Below are 13,426 nucleotides of genomic sequence, written 5' to 3' on the forward strand. Positions count from 1 at the left end.
GGCTCGCGCACGCGCCGCATGGCGCCGAACGGCTCTCAAAACGTAGGGGAATGATCAGACGGACTATATGGGTGCTACTGGAGCGGGCGATGGGAATCGAACCCACGGCTCTAGCTTGGGAAGCTAGGGTATTACCATTATACGACGCCCGCGCAGGCCGCCATTCTACGCGGGATTCGGTGGTTTTGCCAGCTGTGGCTCCTGGCGGGTAGCGTCGAAAGTGGATGCACTTGGAAAGCTATTGCGGGCATCGAGGCCGTAATCGACGATAGAGGGCAGAGTTCCTGCGCCCCTCGGAGCCTTGATCCGCCAGAGGCTGCCTTCCTGAAACAGGCGTCAAACCTTTACCACGGACGCACTATAGATCTCGTCGATGGAGTTCGCGAGCGTCGCGTTGAACTCACTGTCGCTCATCGATTGCTTGAGCTCGTTGATCAAAGCCCTGGAGAAGCTGGCGATCATGCCGTGATTCGAAGCGAGCCGTTCGCATGCGTCGGCTCGCGCGTAGCCTCCGGAAAGCGCGACTAAACGTGCGACACGCGGGTGCTCGATCAACGGACGATAGAAGTCCGCTACGTCAGGTATGGTCAGCTTGAGGATCACGCGACGACTGTCCGGTAAGGCGTCGAGCCCTTTGGTCAGTTCCGCGAGGAGGGTAGCTTCCGCCCCTGGCTTGTCCGGACTCTTGATCAAAATCTCAGGTTCCAGTATCGGGATGAGACCGTGCGCGTCGATCTGCGCTGCCAGTGCGAACTGTTGCTTCACAATCGCAGCGATACCGCTTTGCGAATTCAGGTTGATGACCGACCGCATCTTGGTGCCGAAGATACCGAGCTTTCCAGCCCGATCGAGCAGCGCGTCCAGCCCGGGTGTCGGCTTCATCAGTTGCACACCGTCGGCTTCGGTTTCCAGGCCTTTATCGACCTTCAGGAACGGCACGACGCCGCGCTCCTCCCACAGGAAGGTCGGAACGGGCTTTCCCAGTGCCTGTCCGTCCATGGTAGCTTCGAACAGAATGGCTCCAATGACCTTGTCCCCTGTAAAGGCGGGCGCAGTGATGACGCGCACCCGCATCTCGTGTATCAGTTTGAACATCTCGGCGTCGCCGCTGTAGGCGCTCTCCGGAATGCCGTAAAGCCGCAGGGCTCCGGGGGTCGATCCGCCGCTCTGATCCAGTGCTGCGAAAAATCCCTGCTTTTCACAAACTTGCGCCAGCATGTTCTCATCAGCCACGATCGCCTCCCTCTTTCGACAACGGAATATCGGACCAGCACGTCTGGCCGGGACACATTGCGTTCAATACGTTCAGTGTACTGATGTTAATGCAAATGTCAGAGACCCCACGCAGAAACAGTTGCCGACGTCACCAGGTGACGATCCGACATTCCACCCAGATTTTTGGCAATCGCTAGAAATGGGCGGAATACCACTCCAGGCGCAATGTAATTGCTTTAATTTCCAGGATTATCGTTTTGATCCGAAAATCGCTATCCCCTGAATGGCACATTTCAATCCGCGCTCTAATGCAGACACAAAGTTGAAATTAATACAATAATGGATTGCACGTTCTAATCGTAAATCACGGTGATGTTATTCTGCAAAAAACTAATTTTTCCAAATCGATAACTCTCACTTTAAAGAAGTGTGCGGGCTGGAATTCAGGAAAAATAGAATATAAAAATTAAGTTTCTGCCATAAACACTTGAAGAGTCAGGGGAAATGACAAGAAAAATTCTTGCGCTCGCAGCGGCCTGCACGTTGCTGGGGGGATGCGCGACGGTTACGCCGCAGCCTCAAGTAACCGAAGCGCCGAAGCCCAGAATGGAGCAGCAGAGCGCACAAGCGCAGATTGCCGCTGTCGATATAAAAACCCTCAAACGCAAAATCGCGATCGGGCGTTTCAGTAACGAAACGCGATATGGCCGCACCTTTGTGACGGATGGCAGCCTCGATCCGCTTGGCAAGCAAGCGAGCGACATCCTCGCCAGCCGGCTCGTCGCGTCGGGTCAATTCATGGTGTTTGAGCGTCCGGATCTGGCGAAGGTCACGGCCGAGCAATCATTGTCGGGCGACGGGCAACTCGTCGGGGTCGACTCGCTGGTGCTCGGCTCGGTCACCGAGTTCGGGCGCAGCACCACGGGTACTGCGGGCTTTCTGAGTGCGACCAAGATTCAGCATGCCCATGCAAAGGTCGAATTGCGTCTGGTCGATGTGAAGACGGGCCATGTGTTTTTCTCGGCCTCGGGTACCGGCGACGCGTCCACGGAATCGGGCGAGGTAGCCGGGTTCGGCGCTCGCGCAGACTACGACGAATCGCTCAACGACAAAGCGATTGCTGCCGCCATTTCCGATGTGATCGGCGCGATGATGACAAAACTCAAAGAGCGCCCGTGGCATACCGACATCCTCAAGGCGCAGGGGCAAACTGTCTATATCAGCGGTGGAGCCCGCCAGGGCATCCGGCCCGGCGACACGCTGCACGTCTACCGTGCGGGCGAACAGATCAAGAGCGCACAAACCGGCTTCTCGATCGCGCTGCCATCGACCCGGATCGCCACCTTACGCGTCACGGGAAATTTTGGCGACAACGAAACCAATGAAGGCTCGATTGCCGAGCTCACATCGGGAACCCTCACCCAAACCAGCAGTGCTTTCGTAGCCGAGTGAAGCGATGAAACGAACCACCTATGTCGTGGCGCTCTGCGTCGCGCTTGCGGGCTGTGCTTTGCCCGCTTCCAACGTAACGTCGGGTAGCGATCGGCCAACCCTGCGCCTCAGCGGTGCACCGCAAGGCAGCGAGCTGATACTCGACGGGCAGTCCATCGGGCCTGCCGATCGCTATGACGGCAGCAAGGAAGTGCTCGCTGTCGAAGAGGGTGTGCACTTGGTGGAGGTGCGTCAAGGCACGACGGCGATTTTGACCAAGCGCATTTTTGCGGCTTCCGGCGAGTCCGTGAACGTCGACGTTTCAGCGGGCACAACACCATGATGACACTCGCACGCATCACCGTCATTTGCGCGTTGGCGGCCACTGTCGCCGCGTGTGCTCCGCCGCCGAAGTACGCGTGGGGGAGCTACGAGTCATCGCTCTACAGCTACTACAAGACGCCGGCCGACAAGACCGACTTCGCCCAGCATTTGGCGGACTCAATCAGCAGCGCCGAAAGTACGAACAAAAAAGTCCCGCCGGGTTTGTATGCCGAGTACGGCAACGTGCTGCTGGAAAGCGGCAATGGCCCGCAGGCCATCGTGTATTTCCAGAAAGAAAAACAAACGTGGCCTGAGTCCAAGCTTCTGATGGACACGATGATCCGGCTCGCATCTAACACCAAGCCCGCCAAATAGTGAGAGCTGTCATGCGCCTATTCAAATTTTTCGGGATCGCGGCGAGCGTATCGACGCTGGCGGCCTGTGTGCAAGCGCCTGTCCATCTAGACTACTCGGCCCTGCGTAACAGCGATCCGCACTCGATCCTGATCGTTCCTGTGATCAATCGCAGCGTTGACGTGGATGCGCCGGATTATTTCCTTTCCACGATATCGCGTCCGATCGCCGAGCGCGGCTACTACGTATTTCCCGTCAACCTGACCAAGCGCGTGATGGAGGACGATGGGCTGAGCGACGCAAACATGGTGCACGCTCAGGATCCGACGAAGCTAGGCAAGATGTTCGGCGCGGATGCGATCATGTACATCACGATCGATCGCTGGGATGCCCGGTACCTGGTTATATCCACAACCGTGACGGTCGAGCTCGAGTACGTGTTGAAAAGTGGCACAACGGGCCAGACTCTGTGGAAGCACCATCAGCGGGTGTTCTATCAGCCACAGGGTTCGAGTGGGGGTAATCCGCTTGCAACATTGATCGTAGCGGCCGTCCAGGCAGCGATAGCGAAGGCCAAACCGAACTACATCCCGTTGGCTCAGCGCGCCAACTTCTTGTCGGTGGGTATGCATGGCCAGGGTTTGCCGGCGGGGCCCTATGACAGTCAATACAAGGCAGACATCACGGATTATTGACCACGCCCGGCGGTGCAAACCGGCATCGCCGTGAATCGATCGAGCGCAAAAGCCCCTCCAACCTAAATTTTTCTTCATGAATGCGCATCCGAACCGTTACGGGCGGGGGCGTAATCTCAAAACCGGTGGCCACATATCGCGGCCATACATTGCGGCCATACCGCCGCTGTACAAACCGGAGTGAACCATGAAGAAACTTCTCATCGCCGCAAGCGTACTCACCGGCCTATGTTCGTCGGCCGCATTCGCTGCCCAAGCGCCCACCACGGCGCAAGAGCAAGCGGAAGCGCAAGCAGTAGCGCAAGCGCAGCAAGAGCTATCGTCCACACAGCAGACTTCGACGCTGACCCGCGCGCAAGTCGAACACCAACTGGCCGTCGCGCAACAGGACGGCGAGGTGCGCTATCTCAACACCTTCATCTATCAAGGTTCCTAAGGCAGGCTGGGCGTGACATGCGTACGCACCAACTCTGCGCAAATACCTGCGATTCGGGGTTGTGGCATCATTTACTCATCGGAAATAAAGGCGACGTCGGGCTTTCGACAGATGTCGCCGCGCAATCAAGGGCGATGACTACGCGAGTACTCACGATTGAAGACGATCCGTTGACGGCGAACGAGATCGTGACCGAGCTCAAGAAGTGCGGGTTCGACGTGGACTGGGTCGACAACGGCACGGACGGCCTCGCTCGCGCAATGAGTGGCGGCTATGACCTCATCATGCTCGACCGGATGCTGCCTGGACTCGACGGCCTGACCGTCCTCACCACCTTGCGCACGGTGGGCGTGCAGACACCGGTTCTCATGCTCAGCGCGCTGGGCGATGTCGATGAGCGCATTCGCGGCCTGCGTGCGGGCGGCGACGATTACCTGACCAAGCCGTTCGATCCCGACGAACTGGTCGCGCGTCTCGAAGTATTGTTGCGCCGACGTCGCGAGGCACCTGCGCAGAACGTCTCGACGCTGCAAGTGGGGCCGCTCGTGGTCGATCTCATTTCGCGCAAGGTCAAGCGCGATGGTGTGGAAATCGCGCTATTGCCCACCGAATACCGTATCCTCGAATTCATGATGAGGCTGTCCGGGCAGACCATCACCCGGACCATGCTGTTCGAAGAGGTCTGGGGGTATCACTTCGACCCGGGCACCAACCTGATCGACGTCCATATGGGACGCCTGCGCAAGAAGATCGATCCTCCCGGCGTGAAGGCCGTCATCCAGACCGTACGCGGTTCGGGCTACATTCTCTCTTGAACGCTGTCGCATGAATGTACCCACATGCATGCCACCCCATGAGCACATCCGCACGAATGTACCGACATGAAGCACCCACATGAAGCACCCACATGAAGCACCTGCATAAGGCACTATGAGCGACGCACTGAAGCGCGCGCCGTCCGCGGACCTGGGGCGAGGCTGGCACTCCACGACCTTCCGCTGGCTCTCCGTTTATGCGGCGATCTTCGTGTTGTCGGTCATGGTGTTGCTCGGCTTTATCGGCTGGTCGGTGACCGTGAGGATGGAAAGAGACACCGACCACCTGATGCATTGGGAGCTGTTCTACTTCGAATCGATATCCGACCAGAATGTGCCCGACGCCATCCGCCGCAGGCTGGAGCAGGAACACTTTCATACCAGCTATTTCGGGCTCTTTGCCGCCGACGGCTCCCATATCGCCGGGGATATCCTGGTCATGCCCCCGGGCATCACGACTGCCGCCAACGGGCGCGGCCTCAGTGCCACGGGGTTCACGCTGAAACAAACGCTCGCGATGGATGTCTCGTCGGGCCCACCGGTGGTTCGCGTGATGGCTGAACGACGCGCCGACGGATCGCAACTCGTGATTGCGCGCGATCTCACGGCGATCCTGCAAGTTCGCCGGACAACGCTAAATGCGCTGCTCGGCGGTGGCGTGTTCTTCCTGCTACTCAATATTGCGACAGGGCTGCTTCTGAGCACGCGGCAAATGCGTCGCGTGCGCGAGATTCGCCGCGCGATGCTGCGCATCGCCGAGGGCGATCTGAACCAGCGCCTGCCCACGGGCGGGCGCGATGAGCTCGACATGCTCTCGCATCTCGTCAACTACATGCTGGACGAAATCGAGCGCTTGATGACCGAAGTCAAAGGCGCCTGCGACGGAATCGCGCACGATCTGCGAACGCCGTTGGCGCATATCCGTACACTGCTTGGCAGTGTCGCGCAGAGGCTCGATGTCAGCGCAGACGCCAACGTCAGCGGCATGGTCGAACAGGCGCGCCTCGAGACGGACGTGTTGCTCGATCGCTTCCGGGCGATGTTGCGGATCTCGGAGATCGGGGCACTCAAGCGGCGCGGCGGTTTCTCCTCCGTCGATCTGGCGACGCTGGTTCGCGAGGTCAGCGAGTTGTATGAACCGCTCGCTGAGGATCGCGGCATCGTCTGGAATGTGCACGTGGAGGATGTGCCGGAGATACACGGCGATCGCGCCTTGCTCTTCGAAGCGTTCAGCAATCTGCTGGACAACGCGATCAAGTTCGCACCTGACAACGGCGAAGTGCGAATCGAATTGGTGGCACTCGAGCACGGCGCACGCCTGCGCATCTCGGACAACGGCCCGGGCATTCCCGGCGCCGAGCGGGAGGCGGTGCTGCAGCGCTTTTACCGCGGCGAGCAGGCCCGTCACCTTGCGGGGTCGGGGCTAGGCCTGAGCATTGTCTCCGCGGTCGTTCGACTGCACGACTTCACGTTGCGCATCGGCTCGAACGGTGAGGCCGCGGGCACTACCGTAACGCTTGAGTGTTGGTCACACGCGCTGCACTGATCATGCGTATCCTGATCATTTCGCCTCCTGGTGCGCAGGCCGACTATCTGTACAAAGCATTGGGCGAAAGCGCGCACAGCTTGCAGGTGACCGATGATCTCCATGATGGCCTCTATCTTGCTTCGAATGACGCATTCGATGCCGTGCTGATGGTGGCGCCAGACGTCGATGCGATCGCGAGCGCAGAGGCGCTCCTGCCACCGCTCTTGGCCCAATTTGCGCGCTTGGCTGGATCGCCCGTTATTGTTGCCGTGCTCGGCCGTGCGAGCACGGCCGATCGCATACGCTTGCTACGCGACGGCGCGGACGCTTGCTTTGTGCAGCCGTATTCATTCGTCGAAATGCACGAGAGGATGCTGGCTTTGCGCCGGGCGTCGCCGACGCAGCGTGCCGAGCCCGTGTCGAATGTGCCGTTCAGGCTCGACGCTTCCACGCGCGAACTCGTCGCGGGTGAAAGCGCGGGTGAGAGCGCGGGTGAAAAGCGGCTACCGCTGAGCCCGCGTGAGTTTCTGCTGATCGAATGCCTGCTTCGCCGGTCGAATGTCCCGGTCGCTCGCGACTACCTGAGTCGGTACGCATGGCCGGAGAGCGACAGTGTGGATCCGTTGAACGTCAATCATGTCATCACACGCCTGCGCCGCAAGTTCAAGGAACACGGCATCAGTGCTCGGTTGGAAACCATCAGCCGCTTCGGCTATCAACTCAGTCACCCTTAGCGGGGCGGCTTCATGTCGCTCGACGCTGGGCGGTTCGGTAGTCCAAGTCGCCTGCGCTCGCCCGCGCGGATGCCGGCGTTTGCGCGCTGTCCCTGCGTTCGATGTCGAAGTGAGCCGCTGTCTCACGCAATGCACCGGCCGTTTCGCTTAACGATGCCGCCGCTGCCGCGGCCTCTTCAACCAGCGCAGCATTCTGACGCGTAACTTCGTCCATCGCAGCAACGGCGAGCGTGATTTGCTCCAGGCCATCGGTTTGCGCCGCAGATCCCGTCGCGATTTGAGTCATCAACCCCGACAAGTTAGTCACCTCCTCGACGGTATGGTTGATCGTGTTGCCCGCGCTCTGCGTCAACAACAAGCCGCTTTGGATCTTGCCTACGGAATCGTTGATCAGCACTTTGATTTCCTTGGCAGCCGTGGCGCTGCGCTGCGCCAGGTTTCGCACCTCCGATGCCACGACGGCGAAGCCGCGCCCTTGTTCTCCGGCGCGTGCCGCCTCGACGGCGGCATTGAGCGCGAGGATGTTGGTCTGAAAGGCAATGCCGTCGATCACGCTGATGATGTCGACCACGCGCTTTGAACTTTGTTCGATGACGTTCATGGTGGCCACGAGTTCTTGTACCGCCGAGCCGCCCTGGCTCGCCGTGCCCGATGCCTGTTGCATGAGCGTACTGGCTTTGTGCGCGTTGGCGGCGTTGTCCCTGACCATCTCCATCAAGCGGTCCATATTGTGCGTAGTTTCGCTTAGCGAGACTGCTTGCCGCTCCGTGCGTTGGGACATGTCTTCGTTGGCATGGGCTATTTCGCTTGCCGAGTCTGCGACCGAAACGCTGCTGGTGCGTATCGATCCCACCGTGTTGCGAAGATAGGTCTGCATTTCGTGCATCGCAAACAAGATGCTGTTGTCGTCGCCTCGCATTAACGCGATGTTTTCGCTTAAGTTACCGCGGGCAATATCGGCTGCTACCTTGGCCACTTGACGCGGCTCGCCACCGATCGAACGCGTCGCCGAGCGGCTGATCGCGAACCCCACCGAGAGCGCGAGGATCATGCCGAGGAGCGCACAGCCGCCAATCCATTCGGTCACGTGAACCGCGAGCGCGGCGCCGGCCTGGTATTGAGTTTTCGCCGAGTTGTCGTGCGCGCTGGCAAACGCGCTCAGGATCGTGCGCACCTTGACATGCAATGCGTCGGTTTGAGCATGCATTTCGTGCAGGCCGCCCGGCAGATTGGCTTCGTCGGCGGCCTCTACGACCTTTTTCACGGAAGCGAGATATGCGGGCCATACGGTATCGAATTGCGCGAGCAACTGTTTATCCACATCGCTGGTGGCGTGAGCGCGTTCGAAGTCGATGGCGGCAACGATGATTTGCTCGCCGTGTCGATTGAGGTCCAACGACGCTGCGCTGGCCACGGGATCGTCGTTGGTCAGCATGTCGAATAGGCGGCGGTAATGCTCTGCGGCTTCCGAGAGGGCGTTACCGATACCGCGGATCGGCGTGAGTTCGCGCTCATACATGGTGGTTTGCATGGCGCTCAAACTGGACAGAGTCACTACGCTGATCGCGCCCACCGCCACAGTGATCATTGCGCAAACCGCGAAAGCCAACAGCAATTTGTTCGCAAGCTTAAGGCTGTGTAACCACTTCATCTGGCTGTCCTTGGTGAGTTTGCTAGCGATGCGCGCAGTCCTTGCGCTGGATACAAACTACCAATGTTGTCAGGCAACTGTCAATGCCAGTTTATACTGATAAAGTCCGGAAAACCGATAAAAATCATCGAAAATAGCCTGTAAAAGCCCATTTAAATCTCAATTTCGGCAAAACCTATGAGATTGAGAGCGAGTTCTCTAATTTGTATTACAAATAAGCGCGTGCCTGCTAGCGTGATTGGAGCGGTGACGCGAGGCGGGGGGAGACTTGGCGTGAACCGAGGCGGAGTGCGCCGTTACGCTGGCGAGCCTGGGGGCGCCACGGGGCGGACCTGATGGAGTATGCGACGCATCGTGCGTATCACGAGGTGCCCTGGCTATGGAAGTTCCATGCGGTTCACCATAGCGTCAAGACGCTGGACTGGCTGGCCGGCTCGCGGCTGCACTTGCTGGAAATAACGGTGACCCGCGTGGCGGTGTTGGCACCTCTGTTTTTGCTCGGCTTCGAGAAAAGCGTCATCGATACCTACATCATTAGGCGCTTGCGAACGACCCATTCGGAAATTACGTCGGCGCTTGCGAACCACCGATTTTCGGGCTACGGTTCTGCACGATAGCGCTTCGCGCCGACGCACCCCCATCATCCGACGGTTGCTTAGTCTCGGCAATTTGCCCGAGCAAGGTCGTGGACGAAGCATCGATCGCATCGGTGAGCGGCCGCGGATAGATTCCTATCGCCAGCACCAGCACCGCGAGCGCGCCCAGCATGGCGAATTCACGCTTGTTCAGATCGACGAGCTTGCCCACTTGATTGTTGCCAAGCGGGCCATAGATCGTGCGCTTGTACATCCATAACGTATAAGACGCGCTGAGAACCAGGGTGAGGCCGGCGATCGCCCCGATCCAGAAGTTGAACTTGATCGCCCCCATGATCACCATGAACTCGCCGACGAAACCCGAGGTGCCCGGCAAGCCGACATTCGCCATCGAAAACAACATCACGAACACGGCGAATTTCGGCATGGCGTTGACGATCCCGCCATACGCGTCAATTCTGCGGGTCTGCATGCGTTCATAGAGCAAACCGACACTCAGGAACATGGCGCCCGCGACAAACCCGTACGAAATCATCTGCACGATCGCGCCTTCCATGGCGATGCGGTTGAACAGAAATAGCCCCAACGTGACGAGCCCCATATGCGCGATCGAGGAATACGCAAGGACCTTGTTCATGTCGGTCTGCGCCAAGGCGACGAGACTCGCGTAAATGACGGCGACTAGCGACAGGGTGATCATCGCGGGAGCGAAGAAATGGCTCGCATCCGGTGTGATCGGCAGCGAAAACCGTAGAAAGCCGTAGGCGCCGAGCTTGAGCATGGCAAGCACGACGGAAGCGCCGGTCGGTGCTTCCAGGTGAACTTGCGGCAGCCATGTGTGGATCGGCCACATCGGCACTTTGACCGCAAACGCGGCGAAGAACGCGAGGAAGATCAGGAGCTGGGGCGTAAAGCCGAGCTGCATCGTCTGCCACGTCGCCATGTCGAAGGTATGCGACTGCCAATGCAGGTACAGCATCGCAACCAGCATCGCGAGCGAGCCGATAAACGCGAAGAAGAAGAACTTGAGCGCCGCGAGCACGCGCTGCGCGCCGCCCCAGACGCCGATCAGCAGATACATCGGGATCAGCGTCGCTTCAAAGAACACGAAGAACAGCATGCCGTCGAGCGAGGTGAATGCCCCGACCATCAGCCCCGACAAAAACATGAAGGACGCGAGATAGTGCGCAACCCTTACGGTAATGGCGGTCCACGACGCGATCACGATAATCAGCGTCGTAAAAGCGGTCAGCACGGTGAGCCACAGCGAAACGCCGTCGATGCCAAGATGGTAGGAGATGTCCAATGCCGGCAACCAGGCGAGCTGTTCGACGAACTGCATCTGCCCGGCATGGTTGTCGAAATGGGCAATCAACGGGAAGGTCAGCAGCAGTCCGACCGTCGCGCCGACGAGCGCTAGCCACCGCGCTCTTTGCGGGGTGCGATCTGAGCTCAACCCGAGGATCGCGCAGCCAAACAGGATGGGGACCCAAATGGCTAAACTCAAATAAGGTGGCGATTGCATGCGTGACGAGGCCTTTAAAGCTGCTGTGCAGCGAATTAACGCTTTGCTTGGCGCTCGATTCGAACCGAACGAAAGCAGCCTGCATAAGGCACAGTCATTTGTAACGCGGACCGGCGTTTATGCAAGCGGCTCGAATTCTAGGGGTTAACATGTATAAATCTTGTTAAATTTTGCGGCGTCGCAACAATTGGAAATGGACGCTCAGGGCCGGCGCGGCGATGGTCACTACCGGGTAACATTGATCTATACGCCAGTCCGATTCTCGAATCTGGCATTTCTCTTTCATTGGTGGGGAGGCGGCATATGTCCTACGAAACGACACGCTCGCACCTTTTGCCAGGTGCAGCGGCAAAGTTTTGCTATGTCGACACGGCCGACTATGAAACCGACTGGCACGCTCACGACCAGTACATGTTCATCCTGCCTCGAAGTGGCGACCTGTCGATTTCGACCGAGATTTCGAAAGCGCCTTTGCAGGTTGCTCGCGCGCAGTACGCGCTCGTTCCATCGGGGATTTACCATTCGACGAAAGCGAGTCTATGCCCGCAAGCGCATCTTTCCGTCTACGTGGATGGCGACTTCGTAAAATATTGCGAGGGCCAAGCCGGGCGCTCGATAGCGCAAGACAAAGCGCTGATCTGGAGCGTACCCACGCGACTGAGGGCCGCTATAGCGTGTCGAGATGCCCTGGATGGCATGGCACGCCAGGGCCTGGTTCAATATTGCGACGACTTGGCCGGTCGACTGCTCGCTGCGCTGTGTATCGAGCACAGCATCTTCGCCGATTCGGTTACCGTGGCGACGGGCGCGAGGCGCACGCTCTTGATCGAGCGCATTCAGGCATTCATTGAAGCGCGGCTCGACGAGAAAATCGAAATCGATGGTGTCGCGGCCGAATTTGGCATTTCTCGCCGGCACCTCACTCGGGTGTTTCGCGAGGAGAGTGGGGTGAGCATCGTTGAGTTTATCAATCGGTTGCGGGTCAAGCGAGCTGCCGTTTTGTTGAGCAGTCCGGGAAGCACGGTTCTATCCGTATGCCTCGCGGTCGGGCTTGAATCGCCCTCTTATTTGGCGAAATTGTTTGCGAAATATGGCGTGCAACACCCGCGCGCGCCACGAATCTAGCGCTCCTGCATGGAACTCGATCATGTGGCCGGATTATGTGGCTCGCTTACCTGTCCGCTTACATGCCCAGACTAGGTAGTCCGATCACGTGGCCCGATTGTGCGGATTAGTTGGCCCGATCCAGCGCGAAAAATAATATTTGACGCGTTACGCTTGCTCCAACAATGGAGGGAGCGGAAAAAATGCAAGGTGTCGGAGAGAATGCGAGGCGCGGGACACGGGGCGGTCCTGTTGGCGATTGCCGAGTGGATGTTGTTAAAGTCTTTAGCGCTGGGCCCGGTGGCGGAAATCCCGCTCCGATCGTGCTCGATGCCAGCCAGCTTGACGCGGCGCAAATGCAGCAAGTTGCGGCAGCTTATGGACACGAGAGCGGATTCGTCTTGCCTGCGCAAGACCCTAACAACGATTTCCGCTTTCGGTTTTTCGTGCCGAATCATGAAATGGAGATGTGCGGGCATGCGACCGTTGGCGCGCTCTGGCTGCTTAGGCGCAACGGTTTATGGACGACACCGCGGGCGCGGGTAGAAACCATGAGTGGTTTGGTTAACGCGGTCGCAAGCGTGGTCGCGCGCCCGGTGGCAAGTCAGGTCGCAAGCGCGGAACGTATCGAAGTCAGCCAGCCTGAGGGCGTCGTGTACCCGCTCACGGATACGGCGATTATCGACACCTTGATGAAAGTGCTGAATCTGCGTCCTGGCGACATAATGCCGCTTTCGGTTCTGAATTCAAAGACGAGTCGAATCAAGACCTTAATTGCGTTGAGGTCTCCCGATGTTTTACATGCTCTCAAGCCCGATTTCGCATCCGTCGAAGCGGTCTGCGCGGCCCTGGATTCAACCGGACTCTATCCATTCGCGGTAGAAGATTCGAAGCGTCATATCTTTCATGCGCGCCAGTTCCCACGATCGTCGGGCTATCACGAGGACGCAGCGACGGGAATTGCGGCCACTGCGCTTCTTTATGGCTTACGTCATTACGGCTTTTCTCCAGCGGCGGG

Annotated in this window: 13 protein-coding genes, 1 tRNA gene and 1 pseudogene; 11 read left to right on the forward strand and 4 right to left on the reverse strand. The window is 58.6% G+C overall.

Annotated features, from left to right (window positions below):
- Nucleotides 1-78: 78 nt before the first annotated feature.
- Both GSQ77_RS00365 and GSQ77_RS00370 read right to left on the reverse strand, forming a co-directional pair.
- Nucleotides 79-152: transfer RNA gene (locus tag GSQ77_RS00365), tRNA-Gly, on the reverse strand.
- A gap of 184 nt (nt 153-336) precedes the next feature.
- Nucleotides 337-1,218, reverse strand: coding sequence for a fructose bisphosphate aldolase (locus GSQ77_RS00370; RefSeq protein WP_367889642.1), 882 nt, complete (start codon nt 1,216-1,218; stop codon nt 337-339).
- 501 nt (nt 1,219-1,719) lie between these two features.
- Between GSQ77_RS00370 and GSQ77_RS00375 the strand changes: the two genes are divergently transcribed.
- The 8 genes from GSQ77_RS00375 to GSQ77_RS00410 all read left to right on the forward strand — a co-directional run bounded on the left by GSQ77_RS00375 (nt 1,720) and on the right by GSQ77_RS00410 (nt 7,532).
- On the forward strand, nt 1,720-2,667 hold the full coding sequence (locus GSQ77_RS00375) for a CsgG/HfaB family protein (protein WP_158897898.1): 948 nt from the start codon (nt 1,720-1,722) through the stop codon (nt 2,665-2,667).
- A gap of 4 nt (nt 2,668-2,671) precedes the next feature.
- The gene (locus GSQ77_RS00380) at nt 2,672-2,989 is read left to right on the forward strand and encodes a hypothetical protein (protein ID WP_158897900.1); all 318 of its coding nucleotides are present in this window, start codon (nt 2,672-2,674) and stop codon (nt 2,987-2,989) included.
- Nucleotides 2,986-3,345, forward strand: coding sequence for a DUF4810 domain-containing protein (locus tag GSQ77_RS00385; RefSeq protein ID WP_158897902.1), 360 nt, complete (start codon nt 2,986-2,988; stop codon nt 3,343-3,345). Before GSQ77_RS00380 ends, GSQ77_RS00385 begins: the two co-directional genes overlap by 4 nt.
- Before the next feature lie 11 nt (nt 3,346-3,356).
- On the forward strand, nt 3,357-4,019 hold the full coding sequence (locus tag GSQ77_RS00390; protein WP_158897904.1) for a GNA1162 family protein: 663 nt from the start codon (nt 3,357-3,359) through the stop codon (nt 4,017-4,019).
- Nucleotides 4,020-4,206: 187 nt separating this feature from the next.
- A complete protein-coding gene (locus GSQ77_RS00395; RefSeq protein ID WP_158897906.1) occupies nt 4,207-4,455 on the forward strand; it encodes a DUF4148 domain-containing protein in 249 nt (82 codons plus the stop codon).
- 134 nt (nt 4,456-4,589) lie between these two features.
- Nucleotides 4,590-5,270 carry a response regulator transcription factor gene (locus GSQ77_RS00400; protein WP_158897908.1) on the forward strand — a complete coding sequence of 227 codons (681 nt, stop codon included), beginning with the start codon at nt 4,590-4,592 and terminating at the stop codon, nt 5,268-5,270.
- A gap of 115 nt (nt 5,271-5,385) precedes the next feature.
- On the forward strand, nt 5,386-6,816 hold the full coding sequence (locus GSQ77_RS00405; protein WP_158897910.1) for a HAMP domain-containing sensor histidine kinase: 1,431 nt from the start codon (nt 5,386-5,388) through the stop codon (nt 6,814-6,816).
- A gap of 2 nt (nt 6,817-6,818) precedes the next feature.
- A complete protein-coding gene (locus GSQ77_RS00410) occupies nt 6,819-7,532 on the forward strand; it encodes a response regulator transcription factor (protein ID WP_158897912.1) in 714 nt (237 codons plus the stop codon).
- Nucleotides 7,533-7,542: 10 nt separating this feature from the next.
- Here the strand turns inward: GSQ77_RS00410 and GSQ77_RS00415 are convergent, their stop codons facing one another.
- Nucleotides 7,543-9,183: a methyl-accepting chemotaxis protein gene (locus tag GSQ77_RS00415; RefSeq protein WP_158897914.1), complete on the reverse strand. Its 1,641-nt coding sequence runs from the start codon at nt 9,181-9,183 to the stop codon at nt 7,543-7,545.
- A 326-nt stretch (nt 9,184-9,509) separates the two neighbouring features.
- Here GSQ77_RS00415 and GSQ77_RS00420 point away from each other — a divergent pair.
- A pseudogene (locus GSQ77_RS00420) lies at nt 9,510-9,719 on the forward strand (sterol desaturase family protein); the annotation flags it as partial.
- Nucleotides 9,720-9,747: 28 nt separating this feature from the next.
- Here the strand turns inward: GSQ77_RS00420 and GSQ77_RS00425 are convergent.
- Nucleotides 9,748-11,304: an NADH-quinone oxidoreductase subunit M gene (locus tag GSQ77_RS00425; protein WP_158897916.1), complete on the reverse strand. Its 1,557-nt coding sequence runs from the start codon at nt 11,302-11,304 to the stop codon at nt 9,748-9,750.
- Nucleotides 11,305-11,607: 303 nt separating this feature from the next.
- On the opposite strand from GSQ77_RS00425, the gene GSQ77_RS00430 reads away from it, so the two are divergent.
- Both GSQ77_RS00430 and GSQ77_RS00435 read left to right on the forward strand, forming a co-directional pair.
- A complete protein-coding gene (locus GSQ77_RS00430) occupies nt 11,608-12,429 on the forward strand; it encodes an AraC family transcriptional regulator (protein ID WP_158897918.1) in 822 nt (273 codons plus the stop codon).
- 164 nt (nt 12,430-12,593) lie between these two features.
- A partial coding sequence (locus GSQ77_RS00435) for a PhzF family phenazine biosynthesis protein (protein WP_254067387.1) occupies nt 12,594-13,426 on the forward strand: 833 nt, incomplete at its 3' end.

The organism is Burkholderia sp. L27(2015), assembly GCF_009765705.1.
Lineage (GTDB): Bacteria > Pseudomonadota > Gammaproteobacteria > Burkholderiales > Burkholderiaceae > LMUX01.